At 56.5% G+C, this 20,839-nt stretch carries 20 protein-coding genes; 14 read left to right on the top strand and 6 right to left on the bottom strand.

Annotated features, from left to right (window positions below; all coding sequences use genetic code 11):
* Position 1: 1 nt before the first annotated feature.
* Positions 2-772 (bottom strand): amidohydrolase, encoded by a 771-nt coding sequence (locus tag G7090_RS04525; RefSeq protein WP_106996008.1) that lies wholly within the window; start codon positions 770-772, stop codon positions 2-4.
* Between the two features lie 109 nt (positions 773-881).
* Complete coding sequence (gene fadE / locus G7090_RS04530; RefSeq protein WP_166181647.1) at positions 882-3,326, bottom strand: acyl-CoA dehydrogenase FadE; 2,445 nt, start codon at positions 3,324-3,326, stop codon at positions 882-884.
* Between the two features lie 238 nt (positions 3,327-3,564).
* Between fadE and lpcA the strand changes: the two genes are divergently transcribed.
* Both lpcA and G7090_RS04540 read left to right on the top strand, forming a co-directional pair.
* Positions 3,565-4,143 carry a D-sedoheptulose 7-phosphate isomerase gene (lpcA, locus tag G7090_RS04535; RefSeq protein WP_059308682.1) on the top strand — a complete coding sequence of 193 codons (579 nt, stop codon included), beginning with the start codon at positions 3,565-3,567 and terminating at the stop codon, positions 4,141-4,143.
* A 45-nt stretch (positions 4,144-4,188) separates the two neighbouring features.
* Complete coding sequence (locus G7090_RS04540) at positions 4,189-4,956, top strand: class II glutamine amidotransferase (RefSeq protein ID WP_166181648.1); 768 nt, start codon at positions 4,189-4,191, stop codon at positions 4,954-4,956.
* On the opposite strand, the gene dpaA is transcribed toward G7090_RS04540, so the two are convergent.
* Positions 4,927-5,667, bottom strand: coding sequence for a peptidoglycan meso-diaminopimelic acid protein amidase (dpaA, locus tag G7090_RS04545; RefSeq protein WP_166181649.1), 741 nt, complete (start codon positions 5,665-5,667; stop codon positions 4,927-4,929). The two genes, G7090_RS04540 and dpaA, sit on opposite strands and share 30 nt — an antisense overlap.
* Positions 5,668-6,091: 424 nt before the next feature.
* Here dpaA and G7090_RS04550 point away from each other — a divergent pair, with 424 nt between their 5' ends.
* The 7 genes from G7090_RS04550 to nqrM are packed head-to-tail and all read left to right on the top strand — an operon-like array spanning position 6,092 to position 12,148.
* Positions 6,092-7,435, top strand: a complete 1,344-nt coding sequence (locus G7090_RS04550; protein ID WP_166181650.1) for a Na(+)-translocating NADH-quinone reductase subunit A — start codon at positions 6,092-6,094, stop codon at positions 7,433-7,435.
* Positions 7,436-7,438: 3 nt separating this feature from the next.
* Entirely contained in the window at positions 7,439-8,677 is a 1,239-nt protein-coding gene (locus tag G7090_RS04555) for an NADH:ubiquinone reductase (Na(+)-transporting) subunit B (protein ID WP_106996003.1), read from the top strand.
* Positions 8,670-9,464 carry a Na(+)-translocating NADH-quinone reductase subunit C gene (locus G7090_RS04560; protein ID WP_106996002.1) on the top strand — a complete coding sequence of 265 codons (795 nt, stop codon included), beginning with the start codon at positions 8,670-8,672 and terminating at the stop codon, positions 9,462-9,464. The genes G7090_RS04555 and G7090_RS04560 overlap by 8 nt, the downstream gene beginning before the upstream one ends.
* Positions 9,457-10,095 (top strand): NADH:ubiquinone reductase (Na(+)-transporting) subunit D, encoded by a 639-nt coding sequence (locus tag G7090_RS04565; protein ID WP_032616678.1) that lies wholly within the window; start codon positions 9,457-9,459, stop codon positions 10,093-10,095. The genes G7090_RS04560 and G7090_RS04565 overlap by 8 nt, the downstream gene beginning before the upstream one ends.
* A gap of 6 nt (positions 10,096-10,101) precedes the next feature.
* Positions 10,102-10,698, top strand: coding sequence for an NADH:ubiquinone reductase (Na(+)-transporting) subunit E (gene nqrE, locus G7090_RS04570; RefSeq protein WP_142488335.1), 597 nt, complete (start codon positions 10,102-10,104; stop codon positions 10,696-10,698).
* A gap of 11 nt (positions 10,699-10,709) precedes the next feature.
* A complete protein-coding gene (nqrF, locus tag G7090_RS04575; RefSeq protein ID WP_166181651.1) occupies positions 10,710-11,933 on the top strand; it encodes an NADH:ubiquinone reductase (Na(+)-transporting) subunit F in 1,224 nt (407 codons plus the stop codon).
* Positions 11,933-12,148, top strand: a complete 216-nt coding sequence (nqrM, locus tag G7090_RS04580; RefSeq protein WP_166181652.1) for a (Na+)-NQR maturation NqrM — start codon at positions 11,933-11,935, stop codon at positions 12,146-12,148. The genes nqrF and nqrM overlap by 1 nt, the downstream gene beginning before the upstream one ends.
* 32 nt (positions 12,149-12,180) lie before the next feature.
* Here the strand turns inward: nqrM and G7090_RS04585 are convergent, their stop codons facing one another.
* On the bottom strand, positions 12,181-13,026 hold the full coding sequence (locus tag G7090_RS04585) for a glycerophosphodiester phosphodiesterase family protein (protein ID WP_106995997.1): 846 nt from the start codon (positions 13,024-13,026) through the stop codon (positions 12,181-12,183).
* A 159-nt stretch (positions 13,027-13,185) separates the two neighbouring features.
* Between G7090_RS04585 and dinB the strand changes: the two genes are divergently transcribed.
* Complete coding sequence (gene dinB / locus G7090_RS04590; protein ID WP_106996018.1) at positions 13,186-14,244, top strand: DNA polymerase IV; 1,059 nt, start codon at positions 13,186-13,188, stop codon at positions 14,242-14,244.
* A gap of 78 nt (positions 14,245-14,322) precedes the next feature.
* Here the strand turns inward: dinB and pepD are convergent, their stop codons facing one another.
* The gene (gene pepD, locus G7090_RS04595; protein ID WP_166181653.1) at positions 14,323-15,780 is read right to left on the bottom strand and encodes a cytosol nonspecific dipeptidase; all 1,458 of its coding nucleotides are present in this window, start codon (positions 15,778-15,780) and stop codon (positions 14,323-14,325) included.
* A gap of 260 nt (positions 15,781-16,040) precedes the next feature.
* Here pepD and gpt point away from each other — a divergent pair, with 260 nt between their 5' ends.
* From gpt to crl, 3 genes are all read left to right on the top strand, one after another.
* A complete protein-coding gene (gene gpt, locus G7090_RS04600; protein ID WP_106995995.1) occupies positions 16,041-16,499 on the top strand; it encodes a xanthine phosphoribosyltransferase in 459 nt (152 codons plus the stop codon).
* Between the two features lie 99 nt (positions 16,500-16,598).
* Positions 16,599-17,843 carry an esterase FrsA gene (gene frsA, locus G7090_RS04605; RefSeq protein ID WP_166181654.1) on the top strand — a complete coding sequence of 415 codons (1,245 nt, stop codon included), beginning with the start codon at positions 16,599-16,601 and terminating at the stop codon, positions 17,841-17,843.
* Positions 17,844-17,900: 57 nt separating this feature from the next.
* A complete protein-coding gene (crl, locus tag G7090_RS04610) occupies positions 17,901-18,302 on the top strand; it encodes a sigma factor-binding protein Crl (RefSeq protein ID WP_166181655.1) in 402 nt (133 codons plus the stop codon).
* Between the two features lie 68 nt (positions 18,303-18,370).
* Here crl and phoE read toward each other — a convergent pair whose 3' ends face one another.
* Entirely contained in the window at positions 18,371-19,423 is a 1,053-nt protein-coding gene (gene phoE, locus G7090_RS04615; protein WP_106995992.1) for a phosphoporin PhoE, read from the bottom strand.
* 304 nt (positions 19,424-19,727) lie between these two features.
* On the opposite strand from phoE, the gene proB reads away from it, so the two are divergent.
* Positions 19,728-20,831 carry a glutamate 5-kinase gene (gene proB, locus G7090_RS04620; RefSeq protein ID WP_032616689.1) on the top strand — a complete coding sequence of 368 codons (1,104 nt, stop codon included), beginning with the start codon at positions 19,728-19,730 and terminating at the stop codon, positions 20,829-20,831.
* Positions 20,832-20,839: the final 8 nt, after the last annotated feature.

Below are 20,839 nucleotides of genomic sequence, written 5' to 3' on the forward strand. Positions count from 1 at the left end.
TTTAGTTAATGCTAAACGGATCCGCATCCTGCCATGCAGGAAACTTCTCCCGATAGTCTCTCAATGCCGTCAAGGACAGCTCGGCGTCAATGCGTGTGGCATGATGCGGCTCTGCGGTGGCGATTATCTCCCCCTGCGGGTTTATCACCCGGCTGTCGCCGCGATAGTGATGCCCATTGCCGTCAGTACCCACCCGGTTGCAGCCCGCGACATAGGCCTGGTTCTCGATTGCCCGTGCGGTCAGCAGCGCCTGCCAGTGCAGCGAGCGCGGGGCAGGCCAGTTAGCGACATACAACGCCAGGTCATAATCGTTACGGTTACGCGACCATACCGGGAAGCGCAGGTCGTAACAGACTAACGGCAGAATGCGCCAGCCGCGCCACTCAAACACCAGCCGCTCATTACCCGCTTCATAATGCTGGTGCTCATCCGCCATGCGGAACAGGTGGCGCTTATCGTAGAAATGCACCTTGCCCTCGGGCTCAACCAGCAGAAAACGGTTAACCGGCCCACGTTCGGTCTGCAACGCGGCGCTCCCGGCGATTAATGCCTGAGTTTGCTGCGCCCTGGCCTGCATCCAGGCCACTACATCCTCTTGCGGCAGGGACTGTTTTGCCGCTTCCATGGCAAACCCGGTGGTGAACATTTCAGGCAGGATAATGATGTCGCGTCCGGCGATCCCCTCCAGCTGACGATCAAAATGACGCAGGTTGGCGGGGCCATCCATCCACACCAGCGGTTGTTGCAAAAGCGTAATCTTCAAACCAGGCACAGTAAGACTCCTCGAAGAACCACATTTTGACACTGTAGCACGACAATCAGAGAAACGGGCGGCAATAAAAAACCCCGCACCAGGCGGGGTTGTTTAGCACTGCAATGGGTTATGCGGCTTCCGGTTTACGCACGATCTCTGTCAGCTTTACCGGCTGTGTTGCCAGCTCATCGGCGTCGAAATCATCGACGTTAATACTGCGCAGACGGCTCTCTTCCGCTTTGATCAGCAGGGCAGCGTCGTCCTGACTGATGATGCCCCCGGCGAGGGCCTGTTTCGCCAGCTCATCCAGGCGGGTGAATGGCAGGTTTTTACCGAGCTGTTTGCAGATCTTCTGATGAATCGGATCGGCAGCCATCACATCCAGCAGCGCCTCTTCCAGCAGACCCACCGGGTTATGCTCGCTCGGGGTCAGATACTGACCGCGGCCGATACGGGAGCGGGTTGCGCTCGGCACCTGCAGGATCTTCGCCACTTTATGATCCAGCTTATCGGACGGCGCCAGATAGTGACGACCGGTCGGGAAGATGACCACGCGCAGGGCACCGGCGACAATGCGGTTCGGGAAGTTCACCAGCAGATCGTCAATAGCCTGTTCAGCCTGATACAGCGCATCCTGCACGCCCCAGTGCACCAGCGGCAGATCCGCTTCATGACGGCCTTCATCGTCGTAGCGTTTCAGTACCGCAGAGGCGAGGAAGATCTGGCTCAGCACATCACCCAGACGGGCGGAGATACGTTCCCGGCGCTTCAGACTGCCGCCCAGCACCGCCATCGACACGTCGGAGAGCAGCGCAAGGTTGGCACTCAGACGGTTCAGATGCTGGTAGTAACGACGGGTGGCATCGCCGGTTGGCGTGGCGCTGGTCAGGCCGCGGGTCAGACCCAGCCAGAAGCTGCGCATTTGGTTGCTGCCGACGTGGCCGATGTGTTTAAACAGCAGCTTGTCGAAAGCATCCACGTCATTGTTCTGTGCGGCCGCCATCTCTTCCAGTACGTATGGATGGCAGCGGATTGCGCCCTGACCGAAGATCATCATGCTGCGGGTCAGGATGTTGGCCCCTTCCACGGTAATAGCAATAGGTGCGCCCTGATAGCCGCGTGCCAGGAAGTTACCTTCGCCGAGCATAATGCCTTTCCCGCCAGCGATATCCATCGCGTCAATGATCGACTGCTGTGCACGGTGGGTACAGTGATACTTCACGATGGCGGACAGCACGGCCGGTTTTTCACCCAGCATAATGCCGTAGGTAATTAAGGAGGCGGCTGCATCCATTACGTAGGCGTTGCCTGCGATACGCGCCAGCGGCTCCTCAATCCCTTCCATTTTACCGATAGAGACTTTGAACTGACGGCGGATGTGAGCGTAAGCACCAATCCCCATCGCCACCGATTTCAGACCGCCGGTTGAGTTCGACGGCAGGGTAATGCCGCGGCCAACTGACAGACATTCCACCAGCATACGCCAGCCCTGACCGGCCATTTTCGGGCCGCCGATGATGTAATCAATTGGGACAAAGATATCCTGACCGCGGGTCGGACCGTTCTGGAACGGCACGTTCAGCGGGAAGTGACGACGACCAATTTCCACGCCTGGGGTAGAGGTAGGGATCAGCGCACAGGTAATGCCCAGATCCTCTTCACCGCCTAACAGCTTATTCGGGTCGGAGAGTTTAAAGGCCAGCCCCAGCACGGTGGCGATTGGCGCCAGCGTAATGTAGCGTTTGTTCCAGGTCAGGCGCATACCCAGCACCTGTTCACCCTGCCAGTCGCCCATGCAGACCACACCGGTATCCGGGATGGCACCGGCATCGGAACCCGCTTCCGGGCTGGTCAGTGCGAAGCATGGGATTTCCAGACCGCGTGCCAGACGCGGCAGGTAGTGATCTTTCTGCTCTTCAGTACCGTAATGTTGCAGCAGTTCTCCCGGGCCTAAGGAGTTAGGCACGCCGACGGTGATCGCCAGGATCCCGGAGACGCCGGACAGTTTTTGCAGCACGCGAGCCTGAGCGTAAGCAGAGAACTCCAGCCCGCCGTACTCTTTCTTGATGATCATCGCGAAGAAGCGATGCTCTTTTAAAAATGCCCACAGTTCCGGTGGCAGATCGGCCATCTCATGGGTGATCTGGAAGTCGTTCGCCATCCGGCAGGCTTCTTCAACCGGACCATCAATGAACGCCTGCTCTTCCGCAGTAAGGCGCGGCTGCGGGTAGTTGTGCAGCTTTTTCCAGTCAGGATTGCCCTGGAACAGATCGCCTTCCCACCAGGTGGTGCCCGCATCGATAGCTTCTTTTTCGGTACGCGACATCGGCGGCATGACTTTGCGGAAGCCACGGAATACCGGAGCGGAAATCATCGACTTACGCATGGAAGGGATGTTGAACGGCACCAGCATGATCGCCACCGGCACCAGCACCCAGATATTCCAGATGCCAGCGACGCCGAGCGCAGCGGTCCAGGCCAGTAAGATGAGGCTGCTCAAAAGCAAGCTGACCCGGTGATAGAACAACACCCCGATCAGCATAACGGATAAAAGAATACTTAAAATCATCATAAAGAAATGCTCCCTGTCTTGTAGGAGGTCTGACCACTTGTGATGATATGGTTGTAGTGGATGTTATTTCTTTTAGCAATGCATTCACAAAATAATTACAACCTGGTTCACATTGTTCATGTTTTACGCGGCACAAATAAGCAAAACGCCCGCCGATTCATGCGGCTTTAGCTTCTCGCTTTTACCGCTATCCGGTAAACTTGCTCTGTTATTTCATCAATACTGAAGGATTATCCTCATGTACCAGGATCTTATTCGTAACGAACTGAACGAAGCGGCGGAAACGCTGGCTAACTTTCTGAAAGATGAAGCCAATATTCACGCTATTCAGCGCGCGGCGGTCCTGCTGGCCGACAGCTTCAAAGAGGGCGGTAAAGTGCTCTCCTGCGGCAATGGCGGTTCACATTGTGATGCCATGCACTTTGCCGAGGAGCTGACCGGTCGTTATCGTGAAAACCGTCCGGGCTATCCGGCGATCGCCATCTCTGACGTCAGCCATATCTCCTGCGTGGGCAACGACTTCGGTTACGATCACATCTTCTCCCGCTATGTTGAAGCGGTGGGTCGTGAAGGAGATGTCCTGCTGGGGATTTCCACCTCCGGCAACTCCGGTAATGTGATCAAAGCGATTGAAGCGGCACGCGAGAAGGGGATGAAAGTCATTACCCTGACCGGTAAAGACGGCGGAAAAATGGCGGGTACGGCGGATATCGAAATTCGCGTGCCTCACTTCGGTTACGCTGACCGTATTCAGGAAATTCACATCAAAGTGATCCATATCCTGATTCAGTTAATCGAAAAAGAGATGGTTAAGTAAGACTTCGCTGGGGGCATATCGCCCCCGCAGTTGTGGAGGTGATGTATGTGCGAACTGCTCGGGATGAGCGCCAATGTGCCGACCGATATCTGCTTCAGTTTTACCGGGCTGGTGCAGCGCGGTGGAGGAACCGGGCCGCATAAAGACGGCTGGGGTATCACCTTCTACGAAGGGAAAGGCTGTCGCACGTTCAAGGATCCACAACCCAGCTTTAACTCCCCGATTGCCAGACTGGTGCAGGATTATCCGATTAAATCCCGCTCGGTGGTGGCCCATATTCGCCAGGCCAACCGCGGCGAAGTCGCGCTGGAAAATACCCATCCGTTTACCCGCGAGCTGTGGGGTCGCAACTGGACCTACGCCCATAACGGCCAGCTGAGCGGCTATAAGTCACTGGAGACCGGCAACTTCCGTCCGGTGGGGGAAACCGACAGTGAAAAAGCCTTCTGCTGGCTGCTGCATAAGCTGACCGAGCGCTATCCACGCACCCCGAGCAACATGACCGCAGTGTTTAAATACATTGCGTCGCTGGCGTCCGAGCTACGTGAGAAGGGCGTGTTTAACATGCTATTGTCTGACGGGCGCTACGTGATGGCGTTCTGCTCCACGAATCTGTTCTGGATCACCCGCCGGGCGCCGTTTGGCGTGGCAAAGCTGCTGGATCAGGATGTGGAAATTGACTTTCAGAAAGAGACCACACCGAACGATGTGGTCACTGTGATTGCAACGCAGCCGCTGACGGGCAACGAAGCCTGGCAAAAAATTATGCCAGGCGAGTGGATCTTATTTTGTCTCGGGGAGCGTGTAGTTTGACGCCAGCTGTGGCTGGACGACTTCGTGGCTCAGCGGCTTGCTGACCACGTAACGTCCATCCACCACCGAAACTGTCGGCGGCTTACGGGTCTGCTGGAAGTAGTCATAACCCGGTTTCAGCTGTTTCCAGAACTCCGCGTAGTAGGACGTTTTGTGACGCGCCATATTGGCATCGGTCATCCGGAACGGATAGATGCTCACCTGCACGGCAGACTGGCCAAACACCAGCGCACCGGTCACAAACTGGAAGATCTCATCAATCCCGCTGTCGGTCATGGCGTAGCAGCCAACGGAAACACATGCCCCGTGGATCATCAGGTATTTACCATCATAGCCATGCGCACGGTCATAGGCATTCGGAAAGCCGATGTTGATGGCTTTATAGAAGCGGCTGTCGGGTTTTAGCTGGTTACGCTGAACGCTGTAGAACCCCTCCGGGCTTTTAAAATCGCCCTGACGCTGTTTCGGGCCAAGGCCGCCGGAGTAGTTACAGATTTTATAGCTGTCGAGCAGCTGATACGTCTCACCCATCTTCACAAACAGGTCTAACGTACGCTCTTCCTTGAAGATCTGGATATAGACCGGAGAGCCCATCAACTGCTGCTTGTATTCTTTGCTCACTGGCGTCGTGGAGCTGTTGCTGCTGAGCAGCCCGGCAAACGAAACGCACGGAATAAGAAGCATCGCAATGAACAATGCGATTTTACGCATACTACATGTTCCTTGATAAAACATAACCAACTTGCCAGGACGGCAAAAGAGAGCCGAAATCAGATTTGTCTGTATCGGGCGTGCTCACATTAGCACCACTGCATTTTTTCGCAAGCGCCAGCTCGACGGTTTACAAAATAGTTTTCCCTTATAACCTGGATCGGTCGCGCTGGCATTGAGAACTTTGCGTAATCGGTCGCATTTTAGCGCCTGCCGCTGCGTTATCTCTGCCTCCTGATAGGTGAAAATGGTACACTGCGCCCGTCTTATGACCGAAGGGTAAGAAAGGGCGCTTTTTCAGGATCATCCGCGATCCTGATGTTCACACAGGCGAGTTCTCGCCGCCTTCCTTATCCTGTGCAACGACTTCTGACTCGTCCGCCCCTCTGGGGAGAACGGTTATTCATGGATATCAACTAACACTATGATCAGAATAAGAAAAGGACTTGATTTGCCGATTTCCGGCATTCCCGTACAGCAGATTTCGCCCTGTGCGGCTCCCCGCCATGTAGCGATCCTCGGGGACGACTACCTGGGGATGCGTCCCACCATGCTGGTGCAGGAGGGCGACAGCGTCATGAAGGGCCAGGCGCTATTCGAGGATAAAAAAAATCCCGGCGTCCTCTTCACCGCACCCGCCAGCGGAACGGTAGTGGCCATTCATCGTGGCGAGCGTCGGGTACTGCAATCGGTGGTGATCCGGCTGGAGGGCGATCGGCAGCGCGAGTTTACCCGTCACGATACTGCTGACCTGCCCACGCTTTCACGCCAGTCGGTGCAGGCGCAACTACTGGAATCAGGGCTGTGGACGGCGCTGCGTACCCGTCCATTCAGCAAAACCCCGGTGCCTGGCACCGTGCCTGCCGCCATTTTCGTCACCGCCATCGACACCAATCCGCTCAGCGCCGACCCGCAGCCGATTATCCTGGCCCAGCGTCAGGCATTTGATGCCGGACTGACCCTCCTGACGCGCCTGACGGACGGCAAAGTACATGTCTGCCAGGCGGGCGGCGGCAAGCTGGGCGGGCACCCGCAAGGGAAGGTGACGTTCAACGCCTTCGCCGGGCCGCATCCGGCAGGCTTGCCAGGGACGCATATCCATTTCCTGGAAGCCGTCAGCCTGACCAAACAGGTCTGGCATCTCAACTACCAGGAGGTGATCGCCATCGGCAAGCTGTTCACCACCGGCGAGCTTTGTACCGAGCGGGTTATCGCCCTCGGCGGCCCGCAGATGCGCAACCCACGTCTGGTGCGCACCTGCCTGGGGGCAGATCTTAATGACCTGCTGGCGGACGAAACCCTGGACGGCGAAAACCGTCATATTTCGGGTTCAGTCCTGAGCGGCAGGCATGCCACAGGCACCCACGCGTATCTCGGGCGCTTTCATCTACAGGTCAGCGTGGTGAAAGAGGGGCGCGAGAAAGAGCTGTTCGGCTGGGTGATGCCCGGCAGAGAGAAGTTCTCCGTCACCCGCACCACGCTCGGCCACTTCCTGCGCAACAAGCTGTTCAACTTCTCCACCGATACCAACGGCGGTGAGCGGGCGATGGTGCCCATCGGCAACTACGAGCGCGTAATGCCGCTCGACATCCTGCCGACCCTGCTGCTGCGCGATCTGCTGGCGGGGGATACCGACAGTGCCCAGGCGCTGGGCTGCCTCGAGCTGGATGAAGAAGATCTGGCCCTGTGCACCTACGTTTGCCCCGGTAAATACGAATACGGACCCGTATTGCGCGAGGTATTAACCCGCATTGAGCAGGAAGGATAACTGATGGGCCTGAAACATCTCATTGAGAAGCTGGAGCCGCACTTTACCCACGGCGGCAAGCTGGAAAAGTACTACCCGCTGTTTGAAGCGACCGCGACGCTGTTCTATACGCCTGGCCAGGTCACCAAAGGGGCCGCGCACGTGCGTGATGCCATCGACCTCAAGCGCATGATGATCCTCGTCTGGTTCGCGGTGTTCCCGGCGATGTTCTGGGGCATGTACAACGTCGGCCTGCAGACTATCCCGGCGCTGACGCATCTTTATGATGCCCAGCAGCTGCCGCAGATTATCGCGGGGGACTGGCACTACCGGGTGGCGCAGATGCTGGGGGTCAGCTTTACCCCTGATGCCGGTTGGATCAGTATGATGACCCTGGGGGCGGTCTATTTCCTGCCCATCTACCTGACGGTCTTCCTGGTCGGCGGCTTCTGGGAAGTGCTGTTCGCGATTATCCGTAAGCACGAGATCAACGAAGGCTTCTTTGTCACCTCCATTCTGTTTGCCCTGATTGTCCCACCGACGCTGCCGCTGTGGCAGGCGGCGATGGGCATCAGCTTTGGCGTGGTGATGGCGAAGGAGATCTTCGGCGGTACCGGGCGTAACTTCCTCAACCCGGCCCTTGCCGGACGTGCGTTCCTGTTCTTTGCCTATCCGGCGCAAATCTCCGGCGATCTGGTCTGGACGGCGGCGGATGGTTTCTCCGGTGCGACGCCGTTATCGCAGTGGGCCGCCCACGGCGGCGAGGCGCTGGTCAACAACGCCACCGGGCAGCCGGTCAGCTGGTTCGATGCCTTTATCGGCACCATTCCGGGCTCGATAGGCGAAGTCTCCACGCTGATGATCCTGATTGGTGGTGCCATCATTCTGTTTGGCCGCGTCGCCTCCTGGCGCATCGTGGCTGGCGTCATGCTCGGCATGATCCTCACCGCAACGCTGTTTAACCTGATCGGCTCGACGACTAACCCGATGTTCGCCATGCCGTGGTACTGGCATCTGGTACTGGGCGGTTTCGCCTTCGGCATGATGTTTATGGCCACCGACCCGGTGTCAGCCTCCTTTACCGATAAAGGCAAATGGTGGTACGGGGCGCTGATCGGTGTGATGTGTGTACTGATCCGCGTCGTGAACCCGGCCTACCCGGAAGGGATGATGCTGGCGATCCTGTTCGCCAACCTGTTCGCGCCGCTGTTCGATTACCTGGTAGTGCGGGCCAACATCAAACGGAGGAAGGCGCGTGGCTGAGATAAAAAATAATGACAGCATCGGCAAGACGCTGATGGTGGTCATCGTGTTGTGCCTGGTCTGCTCCATCGTGGTGGCGGGCTCTGCGGTAGGGCTTAAGTCCCGTCAGCAGGAACAACGCGCCCTCGATAAGCAACGTAACATTCTGGCGGTGGCCGGCCTGATGCAGGGCGAAATGAGCGCCGAAGATGTGGCGCAGACCTTTGCCGAACGCATCACCCCGCGTCTGGTAGATCTCAATACCGGCGAGCTGCTGGAGAGCGATCCGTCCAGCTACAACCAGGCGCAGGCGCTGAAAGATCCACAGCGCAGCACCGTGCTGGAGGCCAGTCAGGATCCGGCTGGCATCAAGCGTCGCAGCAACACGGCGGAGATCTACCTGGTGCGGGATGAGCAACAACGCGTCCAGGAGCTGGTTCTGCCGGTGTACGGCAACGGATTGTGGTCGATGATGTATGCCTTCGTCGCCCTCAATACCGATGGCCGAACCGTTAAAGGCATCACTTATTACGACCAGGGCGAAACCCCGGGGCTGGGTGGCGAAGTAGAGAATCCGGCCTGGCGGGCGCAGTTTGTCGGCAAAAAGGTGCTGGATGATAACGGTCAACCGGCGCTGAAAGTGATGAAAGGGGCCGCACGTCCGGGGGATGAGTACGCTGTCGATGGCCTCTCTGGTGCCACGCTGACTTCAAACGGTGTTCAGCACAGCTTTGATTTCTGGATGGGTGAGCTGGGCTTTGGACCCTTTCTTAAAAAGGTACGTGAAGGAGAGCTGAACAATGGCTGATGCGGGCGAACTGAAAGAAGTTAAACGGGTTCTTATCGGGCCGCTGATCGCCAACAACCCGATTACCCTGCAGGTCCTGGGTGTCTGTTCGGCGCTGGCGGTGACCACCAAGCTAGAAACCGCGGTGGTGATGACCCTGGCGGTAACCCTGGTGACGGCGTTTTCCAGCATGTTCATCTCGATGATCCGCCACCACATCCCCAACAGCGTGCGCATTATCGTGCAGATGGCGATCATCGCCTCGCTGGTGATCGTGGTGGATCAGCTGCTGCGGGCCTTTGCCTACGAAACCTCAAAACAGCTGTCGGTGTTTGTCGGCCTGATCATCACCAACTGCATCGTGATGGGGCGGGCAGAAGCCTACGCCATGAAGATGCCGCCGCTGGCGAGCTTTATGGATGGCATCGGCAACGGTCTCGGCTACGGCGTGATCCTGCTGACGGTAGGTTTCCTGCGCGAGCTGATCGGCAGCGGCAAGCTGTTTGGCATCACCGTGCTCGATACCGTGCAAAACGGCGGCTGGTATCTGCCGAACGGCCTGTTCCTGCTGGCCCCCAGCGCGTTCTTCATTATCGGTTTGCTGATCTGGGCGGTGAGAACCTGGCGCCCCGAGCAGCAGGAAAAGGAGTAACCGACAATGGCTCATTACCTGAGTTTGTTTGTGCGGGCGGTGTTTGTTGAAAACATGGCGCTCGCGTTTTTCCTCGGCATGTGTACGTTCCTCGCCGTGTCCAAAAAGGTGTCGACCGCCTTCGGCCTGGGCGTTGCCGTTACGGTGGTGCTGGGGCTGTCGGTGCCGATCAACAATCTGGTTTTTAACCTGGTGCTGCGCGATGGCGCGCTGGTAGACGGCGTTGATCTGAGCTTCCTCAACTTCATCACCTTCATTGGGGTGATCGCGGCACTGGTGCAGATCCTCGAGATGATCCTCGATAAATACTTCCCGTCACTCTATACCGCGCTGGGCATCTTCCTGCCGCTGATTGCCGTGAACTGCGCCATTTTTGGCGGCGTGTCGTTCATGGTGCAACGTGATTACAACTTTAGCGAGTCGGTGGTCTACGGCTTCGGCTCCGGCATTGGCTGGATGCTGGCTATCGTGACGATGGCGGGCCTGCGTGAAAAAATGAAGTATGCCAACGTGCCGGCCGGGTTGCGCGGCTTAGGGATCACCTTTATCACCACCGGTCTGATGGCGCTGGGCTTTATGTCCTTCTCCGGTGTGCAGCTGTAAGGGCAAACTGTATGGAAATTATTCTTGGCGTGGTGATGTTTACGCTGATCGTGCTGGTGCTCTCGGGGCTGATCCTGGTGGCGCGGTCAAAGCTGGTGAACTCCGGCGATGTGATCATCGAGATTAACGATGAGGCGGATAAGCAGATCCGCACCCCTGCGGGTGACAAGCTGCTGAACACGCTCTCCGGCAATGGCATTTTTATCTCTTCTGCCTGCGGCGGCGGTGGCTCCTGCGGGCAATGCCGGGTCACGGTCAAAGAGGGTGGCGGCGATATCCTGCCGACCGAACTGTCGCACATCAGCAAGCGTGAGGCGAAAGAGGGTTGTCGTCTGGCCTGCCAGGTGGCGGTGCGTCAGAACATGAAGATTGAGCTGCCGGAGGAGATCTTCGGCGTGAAAAAGTGGCAGTGTGAGGTTATCTCCAACGATAACAAAGCCACCTTCATTAAAGAGCTGAAGCTACGCGTACCCGATGGCGAAGATGTGCCGTTCCGCGCGGGTGGCTACATCCAGATTGAATGCCCGGAGCATACTGTCGCGTACAAGGACTTTGACGTGCCTGACAAGTACCGCGGCGACTGGGATAAATTCAACCTGTTCCGCTTTGTCTCTGAGGTTAAGGAGCCGACGCTGCGCGCCTACTCCATGGCCAACTACCCGGATGAGAAGGGCATCATCATGCTCAACGTGCGTATCGCCACGCCGCCGCCAGGCGTACCGGATGCACCGCCGGGGATCATGTCGTCCTATATCTGGTCGCTGAAAGCGGGCGATAAGGTGACTATCTCCGGTCCGTTTGGTGAGTTCTTTGCCAAAGAGACCGATGCCGAAATGGTATTCATCGGCGGGGGGGCCGGGATGGCGCCGATGCGCTCGCACATCTTTGATCAGCTTAAGCGTCTGGGTAGCAAACGTAAGATCAGCTTCTGGTACGGCGCCCGCTCGCTGCGGGAGATGTTTTATCAGGAGGAGTTTGAACAGCTGGCGCGGGATAACCCGAACTTCAGCTTCCACATTGCGCTGTCCGATCCGCTGCCGGAAGATAACTGGACCGGCTACACCGGGTTCATTCATAACGTGCTGTATGAAAACTACCTCAAACACCACGCTGCTCCGGAAGACTGCGAGTTCTACATGTGCGGGCCGCCAATGATGAACGCCGCGGTGATCAAAATGCTGCAGGATCTCGGCGTGGAAGATGAGAACATCATGCTGGATGATTTTGGAGGCTGATGATGGTGACCTTCCTGCTGACCTTTGCGATCTTTGTGCTGGTGATATTTGGCATGTCGCTCGGCTGGCTGATTAAGCGTAAAAGCATTCAGGGCAGCTGCGGCGGCATCTCTTCGCTGGGGATGGAGAAAGTCTGCGACTGCCCGGAGCCGTGCGACGCGCGTAAAAAGCGCATGGAACGCGAAGCACAGCGCCAGCAAAACCGAATCCTCTGAACGAAACAGGCCGCAACAGCGGCCTGTTTTTTTTACTTAACCCACGCTCTGGCCTGGGCCGGAGAATCCACCATCACCCCGTCGGCCCCCAACGTTTGGGCTTTCTGATAATCCTCTGCAGAGTTAACACCAAGCAGAATCACATGGGCATTCCCCTGTGAGCGGAAACAGTCCATCGCCTCCTTATCCCACGTCAGGGTAGCCGGGGAGATACCATCCCCCAGTGTGAATTTCTCCACCACTTCCACCTTGCGATTCAGCTCCAGCCCGTACCAGTACGCATCCATTTTCTTTGCCGGGGTCTGGCAAACGTGGTTCAGGGAGATATTCGCCAGCCGGGTGCGGGTTTCACTCCGGGTGACAAAGCGCGGCACCTCTGCAGGCAGAGCATCCAGATAGCGATCCTCTGTGGAATAGACGCGAACACGCGCCAGGCTGTTGGTCTCTTTCAGCACGCCAAGTAGCTGTTTGCCCATCTCAGCCGGATCGGCGTCGGGGGATTTAATATCGATGTAAAAGTGGACGTCAGGCCAGCGTTCCAGTACCGCTTTCAGGGTCGGAATGGTGGTTCCGGCGACCTTTTCTTTCCATTTTGCACCGGCATCAAAGGTCGCCAGCTCGGCCTGGGTGTACTGAGAGACGTTGCCCTTTGCTGCGGTTAACGCGCTGAGATCGCTCGGGCGATAGAGAACGGGCACGCCGTCACGGCTGAGCTGCACGGTGACCCAGATCGCCTGAGCGCGGTTTTCCAGCGCAAGCTGAATGGCCGGAAGCGTATTCTCCGGCGCATCGGCGGTTCCCCCGCGGTGAGCGATAATTTGTGGGCTGGCCCAGGCGGAGGTCGTTAGCAGAAGTGAAGCGATAATCATCTTTTTCATGAATAATTTTCCATTTTAAATCATGTAATTCAATGAGTTGTAAATGCCCAATGGCTTATCCTTGTACCATGATTTAATGACAGAAGTGCGACGGTAAATCTGCTGACGCATTTTTTGCACTTTGTTATACTGTGCATAATTACAGGTGTGGTGATGATGATGCGCAAAATAATCCATGTCGATATGGACTGTTTTTTTGCTGCGGTGGAAATGCGGGATAATCCGGCGCTACGGGATATCCCCATTGCCATTGGCGGTAGTCGTGTGCAGCGCGGAGTGATCAGCACCGCGAACTACCCGGCACGTAAGTTTGGCGTGCGCAGCGCCATGCCGACCGCGATGGCGTTAAAACTCTGCCCGCACCTCACCTTATTACCTGGCCGTTTCGAGGCCTACAAAGAAGCGTCCCACCATATTCGTGAGATCTTCTCCCGCTACACCTCCCTGATCGAACCCCTGTCGCTGGACGAAGCCTATCTGGATGTCACCGACAGCCTTCACTGTCACGGCTCCGCCACGTTGATGGCCCAGGAGATCCGTCAGACGATTTTTGATGAACTGCAGCTCACCGCCTCGGCGGGCGTCGCGCCGGTTAAATTCCTCGCCAAAATCGCCTCGGATCTCAATAAGCCCAACGGCCAGTATGTGATCACCCCTGACGAAGTGCCGGCGTTTATCAAAACGCTGCCGCTGGGTAAGATCCCCGGCGTAGGGAAAGTCTCTGCAGCAAAGCTGGAGAACATGGGGCTGCGCACCTGTGAAGATGTGCAGAACAGCGATCTCGGGATGCTGTTAAAGCGCTTCGGTAAGTTTGGCCGGGTGCTGTGGGAGCGGAGCCAGGGCATTGATGAGCGCAATGTTAACAGCGAGCGGCTGCGTAAATCGGTGGGCGTGGAACGCACCCTGGCGGAGGATATTCACGACTGGGCAGACTGCGAAGCCATTATCGTCGGGCAGCTCTATCCTGAGCTGGAGCGGCGGCTGGCGAAGGTTAAACCGGATCTGCTGATTGCCCGCCAGGGGGTAAAACTCAAGTTCAACGATTTTCAGCAAACCACCCAGGAGCACGTCTGGCCGCGGCTGAACAAAGAGGATTTGATTGCCACCGCGAAGAAAACCTGGGAAGAGCGTCGGGCAGGGCGGGGAGTACGGCTGGTGGGGTTGCATGTCACGCTGCTGGATCCGCAGCTGGAGCGGCAGTTGGTGCTGGGGCTGTAAAAAAGCCCGGTGGCGCTGACGCTTACCGGGCCTGGGTATTTCTCCCTCTCCCTGTGGGAGAGGGCTGGGGTGAGGGGATTACTTCGCCGGGATCGCTTTCAGCAGTTCGGTCAGCAGGGTCCAGTAATGGCCCACGCTTTCGATATGCACCTGCTCATCCGGAGAGTGAGGACCGGTAATGGTCGGCCCGATGGAAACCATATCCATATCCGGGTACGGTTTCTTGAACAGACCACACTCCAGACCCGCGTGGATCACCTGAATGTTCGGCGTGCTGTTAAACAGACGCTGATAGGTTTCACGCACCAGCGCCATCACCGGTGAACTCGCATCTGGCTGCCAGCCCGGATAGCTGCCTTTGGCGGCGGTTTGCGCGCCAGACAGTTTGCCCAGAGATTCCAGCATGCTCACCACGTACTCTTTCCCGCTGTCGATCAGGGAGCGGATCAGGCAGATAATCTCTGCGCTGTCGTCAGCCATGGTCACCACGCCGACGTTCAGGGAGGTTTCTACCACGCCTTTCGCCACGTCAGAGTTGCGGATCACGCCGTTTGGCGTAGCGTTCAGCAGCTGAACAAAGCGGTCGCGTGACTGCTCAGTCAGCGCAGCTTTATCCGTCGTAACTGCTTCCAGCACCACCGTCAGGTTCTTCTCTTTCGCTTCCAGCTCGTTTTTCAGGATATCCAGATAGACGGTGGAGAGCTTTTTCAGCGCATCGGCTTTGTCTGCGGCAACGGCCACGGTGGCGAAGGCTTCACGCGGGATCGCGTTACGCAGCGTACCGCCGTTGAAATCCACCAGACGCAGATCCAATTCGGCAGCATGACCGGCCAGGAAGCGGGCCAGCAGCTTGTTGGCATTGCCTAACCCTAAGTGAATGTCACCGCCGGAGTGGCCGCCTTTCAGCCCTTTCAGCGTCAGCTTGAAGGTCTGGAAGCCTGTCGGGATCGCTTCACGGGTCAGCGGCAGGGTGGAGATAAAGTCGATACCGCCCGCGCAACCCATGTAGATTTCGCCTTCCTCTTCGGAATCGGTATTGATCAGGATATCCGCCTGCAGCCAGTTCGCCTGCAGACCAAAGGCGCCATCCATCCCGGCTTCTTCGGTCATGGTCAGCAGCACTTCCAGCGGACCATGCTCAACGCGATCGTCTGCCAGTACCGCCAGCGCAGAGGCCATACCGATACCGTTATCGGCACCCAGAGTGGTGCCGCGGGCTTTGATCCACTCGCCGTCGATGTACGGCTGAATCGGATCTTTGGTGAAATCGTGAACGGTGTCGTTGTTCTTCTGTGGAACCATGTCCAGGTGCGCCTGGAGCACAACCGGTTTACGGTTTTCCATCCCGGCGGTGGCAGGTTTACGGATCAGAATGTTGCCAACCTGGTCGCGTTCGGCGTGCAGCCCTTTTTCCTTCGCCCAGCCCATGATGTGTTCGGCAAGCTGTTCTTCGTGATAAGACGGGTGAGGAATGGAGCAGATTTTGGCAAAAATATCCCACAGCGGTTGTGGCGATAACTGAGACAGTTCAGACACAGTAAGTCTCCTTGTCGATGGCCTGCAGACAATGTTGCAGGTCACGGGGTTAGCAGGTTTAGAGTTACCACAAGTCAGACTTGCGAGGTGGGTTCGAGAATACCACTTTCTCTGTCGGCTGGTAGGGGTTAGCAAGTAAAAACTCCGGGCCGGGCCGCTTAGCACTGGTTTTTAGTGCTTCAGATCTCTATAATCTCGCGCAACCATTTTCCCCCTCGAACACTTTTTAAGCCGTATATAAACAGGCTGGGACAATTCACATGAGCGAAAAATACATCGTCACCTGGGACATGTTGCAGATTCATGCACGTAAACTGGCTGCACGCCTGATGCCATCTGAGCAGTGGAAAGGCATCATCGCGGTTAGCCGCGGTGGCCTGGTACCGGGGGCATTGCTGGCACGTGAGCTGGGTATTCGCCATGTCGATACCGTGTGCATCTCCAGCTACGACCACGACAACCAGCGTGAGCTGAAAGTGCTGAAACGCGCTGAAGGCGATGGTGAAGGTTTCATCGTGATTGACGATCTGGTTGATACCGGCGGTACAGCAGTCGCCATTCGCGAAATGTATCCAAAAGCCCATTTCGTTACCATCTTCGCTAAGCCAGCCGGTCAGCCGCTGGTTGACGATTATGTGATTGATATCCCGCAGGATACCTGGATCGAACAGCCATGGGATATGGGCGTAGTATTCGTCCCACCTATTTCAGGCCGCTAATCCATACATTTTTAACGCCCGGTGATGCCGGGCGTTATTTTTTTCGCCCTTGTCGCGTTACAATGATGCCCTCTGACGTATCTTAAGAGGCAGCGCGCAATGTCCCAGGCGAATCTCAGCGAAATTCTCTTCAAGCCCAAATTCAAACATCCGGAAACCTCGACGCTGGTTCGTCGCTTCAACAGTGGCGTACAACCGTCAGTGCAATCGGCGCTGGATGGCAAAAACATCCCGCACTGGTATCGCATGGTTAACCGTCTGATGTGGATCTGGCGCGGCATCGATCCCCGTGAAATTCTGGATGTGCAGGCGCGTATCGTGATGAGTCAGGCCGAACGTACCGACGAAGATCTGTACGACACGGTGGTGGGCTATCGCGGTGGCAACTGGATTTACGAATGGGCAACCCAGGCGATGATCTGGCAGCAAAAGGCGAGCCAGGAAGAGGACCCCCTGTTAAGCGGCAAGCACTGGCTGCATGCCTGTAATCTCTACAGCATTGCGGCTTACCCGCACCTGAAAGGCGACGAACTGGCCGAGCAGGCGCAGGCGCTGGCGAACCGCGCCTACCAGGAAGCGGCCCAGCATCTGCCGGGTCAGATGCGCGAACTCACCTTTACCATCCCTGGCGGCCCGGCGGTGACCGGCTTCCTGCATATGCCCGCAGGCGACGGCCCCTTCCCGACGGTGATGATGTGCGGCGGCCTCGACTCGCTGCAAACCGATTACTACAGCCTGTATGAGCGCTACTTAGCCCCGAAAGGGCTGGCGATGCTGACCCTCGACATGCCGTCAATCGGCTTCTCGTCCAAGTGGAAACTGACCCAGGATTCCAGTTTGCTCCACCAGCATGCCCTCAAGGCGCTGGAGCAGAATCCGTGGGTGGATCATACCCGGGTGGCGGCGTTTGGCTTCCGCTTTGGCGCTAACGTCGCCGTGCGTCTGGCCTATCTGGAATCCTCACGCCTGAAAGCGGTGGCCTGTCTGGGGCCGGTGGTGCATGCGCTGCTAAGCGAACCTGCGCGGCAGGGCAGCGTGCCGGAAATGTACCTCGACGTGCTGGCCAGTAGCCTCGGCATGCACGATGCCTCCGACGAGGCGCTGCGCGTGGAACTCAATCGCTACTCCCTGAAAACCCAGGGCTTACTGGGTCGTCGTTGCCCGACGCCGATGCTCTCTGGCTTCTGGAAAAACGATCCCTTCAGCCCGGAAGAGGAGTCCCGCTTAATCACCTCGTCATCTGTCGATGGCAAGCTGCTGGAGGTGCCGTTCAATCCTGTGTATCAGAATTTTGACAAGGCACTGCAACAGATAGCGCGCTGGATCCATCAGAGATTGAGTTAAGAGATTGCTAATTTTTGGTGTTTTGGTACAACAGTGGCTTCATAAAAGGAGATCGCAATGACGTTACCGAGTGGACATCCCAAAAGTAGAATGATCAAGAAATTTATGGCTCTTGGCCCCTACATCCGCGAAGAGCAGTGCGAAGAGACTCGCTTTTTTTTCGACTGTCTGGCCGTTTGCGTTAACGTAAAGCCATCGCCGGAAAAGCGCGAATTCTGGGGATGGTGGATGGAAATGGAAGCCGAAGCGTCACGCTTCACCTATAACTACCAGTTTGGCCTGTTCGATAAAGACGGTCACTGGCAGGCGACGGCGATTAAGGATCCTGAAGTGGTTCAGCGCCTGGAGCACACCCTGCGTGAATTCCACGAGAAAGCTCGCGCGCTGCTGGCGACGTTCGATCTGAAACTCGAGCCTGCGGATGATTTCACCAACGAACCGGTGAAGCTGACCGCTTAACGTCCGACGTAAAAAGCAGACAATAAAAAAACCCGGCCATCCAGCGCCGGGTTTTTTATTTCGCTAAATCAGAACTGGTAGGTCATACCCAGGGCAACGATATCATCGCTGCTCACGCCCAGTTTATTGTCGTCATCAATCTGGTTGATTTTATAATCAACAAACGCGGACATATTTTTGTTGAAATAGTAGGTCGCGCCGACGTCGATATATTTCACGATATCTTCATCACCGATGCCTTCAATATCCTTGCCTTTAGACTGGACATAACCCAGGGAAGGGCGCAGACCAAAGTCAAATTGATATTGTGCAACCGCTTCGAAGTTCTGTGCTTTATTGGCGAAGCCACCGGAGATTGGCGTCATATTGCGCGTTTCGGTATACATGGTCGCCAGGTAAATGTTGTTGGCGTCATATTTCAGACCGGTGCCCCAGGCTTCGGCTTTTTCACCTTCACCACGTGCCAGCAGGTTCTGGGCATTGGTGCGGTCAGAGTTGGTGTAGGCGCCGCTGATGGCGAAGTCGCTGCCGCCGAAATCATAGGTCAGCGCCGTACCGAAACCGTCACCGTTCTGTTTCTTCGCTTCACGGCCTTCGTTTTTACCCTGATATTGCAGGGTCAGGTCCAGACCATCAATGGCACCGAAGAAGTCGGTATTACGGTAGGTAGCCAGGCCGCTGGCGCGTTTGGTCATGAAGTTGTCGGTCTGCGCGGAGGAGTCACCGCCGAATTCCGGGAACATATCGGTCCAGGCTTCGACGTCGTACAGGGCGCCGAGGTTACGACCGTAGTCGAATGAACCGAAGTCTTTCAGCTTGATACCGGCGAAGGCCAGACGGGTTTTTTGTGTCGCGTCGCTTTCGGCTTTATTGCCGGAGAATTCAGCTTCCCAACGGCCATAACCGGTCAGCTGTTCGTTAATCTGAGTTTCGCCTTTAAAGCCAAAACGCACATAAGTCTGGTCACCATCTTTGGCATCATCATCGCTGAGATAATGCATGGCTTTTACTTTACCGTACACGTCCAGTTTATTGCCGTTTTTATTAAATACTTCGGCTGCCTGTACAGATGAAGTTGCTACAACGCCCATGACCACTAATGCCAGAGTACTCTTTTTCATTTTCAATCCTGGTTTCTTATAAACGCGCTAATATTCGCTGAACAGCAAGCTAAAGCTTTTGTTCCGTGAAAAAACAGGAAGGGTTTTAACGTTCTGAAATGAACGTTTTATGACAAATACAGAATAAGTTTAAAAAAGCGTATTTTTTTATTTCAGTAATAAAAGTGTCAACGTTTGCCGCTACGCTTCCTGATCCCGCGCAACAAAGTGCCAGCCTGCGTGTTATGGCGGTTGGCAACGAGCCCCAGTCCTGATAAAAAGTCTGATTGATATCATTTTCCTTATTGTTAAACGGCAGAGAATCATGAGTGACAGCCAGACGCTGGTGGTAAAACTCGGCACCAGTGTATTAACAGGCGGATCGCGCCGCCTTAATCGCGCCCACATTGTCGAACTGGTGCGCCAGTGCGCACAGCTGCATGCCGCAGGGCACCGTATTGTGATTGTGACCTCCGGGGCGATTGCCGCCGGGCGTGAACATCTGGGCTACCCCGAACTCCCGGCCACCATTGCCTCCAAGCAGCTGCTGGCTGCCGTTGGACAAAGCCGACTGATTCAACTCTGGGAACAGCTGTTCTCTATCTATGGTATCCACGTCGGCCAGATGCTGCTGACCCGCGCCGATATGGAAGACCGCGAGCGTTTCCTTAATGCCCGCGATACCCTGCGCGCGCTGCTGGATAACAACATCGTGCCGGTCATTAACGAGAACGACGCGGTCGCCACCGCCGAAATTAAGGTTGGCGACAACGATAACCTTTCGGCGCTGGCCGCCATTCTGGCAGGTGCGGATAAACTGCTGCTGCTCACCGATCAACAGGGGCTGTTTACCGCCGACCCGCGCACCAATCCTCAGGCCGAGCTGATCACCGATGTGAAAGGCATCGACGATGCGCTGCGTGCCATTGCGGGCGACAGCGTCTCTGGCCTTGGCACCGGCGGGATGGGCACCAAACTGCAGGCCGCTGACGTGGCGTGCCGGGCGGGTATCGACACCATCATCGCCGCCGGCAGCCGTCCGGGCGTGATTGGTGATGTGATGGAAGGCATTTCGGTTGGAACCCGTTTCCACGCCGAAGCCACCCCGCTGGAAAACCGCAAACGCTGGATTTTCGGCGCGCCGCCTGCCGGGGAGATCACCGTTGATGAAGGTGCCACCGCCGCGATTCTGGAACGAGGCAGCTCATTGCTTCCAAAAGGAATTAAAAACGTGACAGGCAACTTCTCCCGTGGTGAAGTGATCCGTATCTGTAATCTGGAAGGGCGCGACATTGCCCATGGCGTGTGCCGCTACAACAGCGACGCGCTGCGCCGTATTGCAGGCCACCATTCACAGCAGATCGATGCCATTCTCGGCTATGAGTATGGCCCGGTTGCTGTCCATCGCGACGATATGATCACCCGTTAAGGAGCAGG

Origin of the sequence: Leclercia sp. 29361 (assembly GCF_011290365.1) — a bacterium.
Lineage (GTDB): Bacteria > Pseudomonadota > Gammaproteobacteria > Enterobacterales > Enterobacteriaceae > Enterobacter > Enterobacter tamurae.

Coding starts and splice junctions, on each gene's coding strand:
- proB (WP_032616689.1), top strand. CDS start 19,728: ATGAGTGACAGCCAGACGCTGGTGGTAAAACTCGGCACCAGTGTATTA.
- G7090_RS04585 (WP_106995997.1), bottom strand. CDS start 13,026: ATGAAAAAGATGATTATCGCTTCACTTCTGCTAACGACCTCCGCCTGG.
- G7090_RS04540 (WP_166181648.1), top strand. CDS start 4,189: ATGTGCGAACTGCTCGGGATGAGCGCCAATGTGCCGACCGATATCTGC.
- frsA (WP_166181654.1), top strand. CDS start 16,599: ATGTCCCAGGCGAATCTCAGCGAAATTCTCTTCAAGCCCAAATTCAAA.
- G7090_RS04550 (WP_166181650.1), top strand. CDS start 6,092: ATGATCAGAATAAGAAAAGGACTTGATTTGCCGATTTCCGGCATTCCC.
- G7090_RS04565 (WP_032616678.1), top strand. CDS start 9,457: ATGGCTGATGCGGGCGAACTGAAAGAAGTTAAACGGGTTCTTATCGGG.
- fadE (WP_166181647.1), bottom strand. CDS start 3,326: ATGATGATTTTAAGTATTCTTTTATCCGTTATGCTGATCGGGGTGTTG.
- dpaA (WP_166181649.1), bottom strand. CDS start 5,667: ATGCGTAAAATCGCATTGTTCATTGCGATGCTTCTTATTCCGTGCGTT.
- dinB (WP_106996018.1), top strand. CDS start 13,186: ATGCGCAAAATAATCCATGTCGATATGGACTGTTTTTTTGCTGCGGTG.
- G7090_RS04555 (WP_106996003.1), top strand. CDS start 7,439: ATGGGCCTGAAACATCTCATTGAGAAGCTGGAGCCGCACTTTACCCAC.
- lpcA (WP_059308682.1), top strand. CDS start 3,565: ATGTACCAGGATCTTATTCGTAACGAACTGAACGAAGCGGCGGAAACG.
- crl (WP_166181655.1), top strand. CDS start 17,901: ATGACGTTACCGAGTGGACATCCCAAAAGTAGAATGATCAAGAAATTT.
- gpt (WP_106995995.1), top strand. CDS start 16,041: ATGAGCGAAAAATACATCGTCACCTGGGACATGTTGCAGATTCATGCA.
- nqrF (WP_166181651.1), top strand. CDS start 10,710: ATGGAAATTATTCTTGGCGTGGTGATGTTTACGCTGATCGTGCTGGTG.
- nqrM (WP_166181652.1), top strand. CDS start 11,933: ATGATGGTGACCTTCCTGCTGACCTTTGCGATCTTTGTGCTGGTGATA.
- phoE (WP_106995992.1), bottom strand. CDS start 19,423: ATGAAAAAGAGTACTCTGGCATTAGTGGTCATGGGCGTTGTAGCAACT.
- nqrE (WP_142488335.1), top strand. CDS start 10,102: ATGGCTCATTACCTGAGTTTGTTTGTGCGGGCGGTGTTTGTTGAAAAC.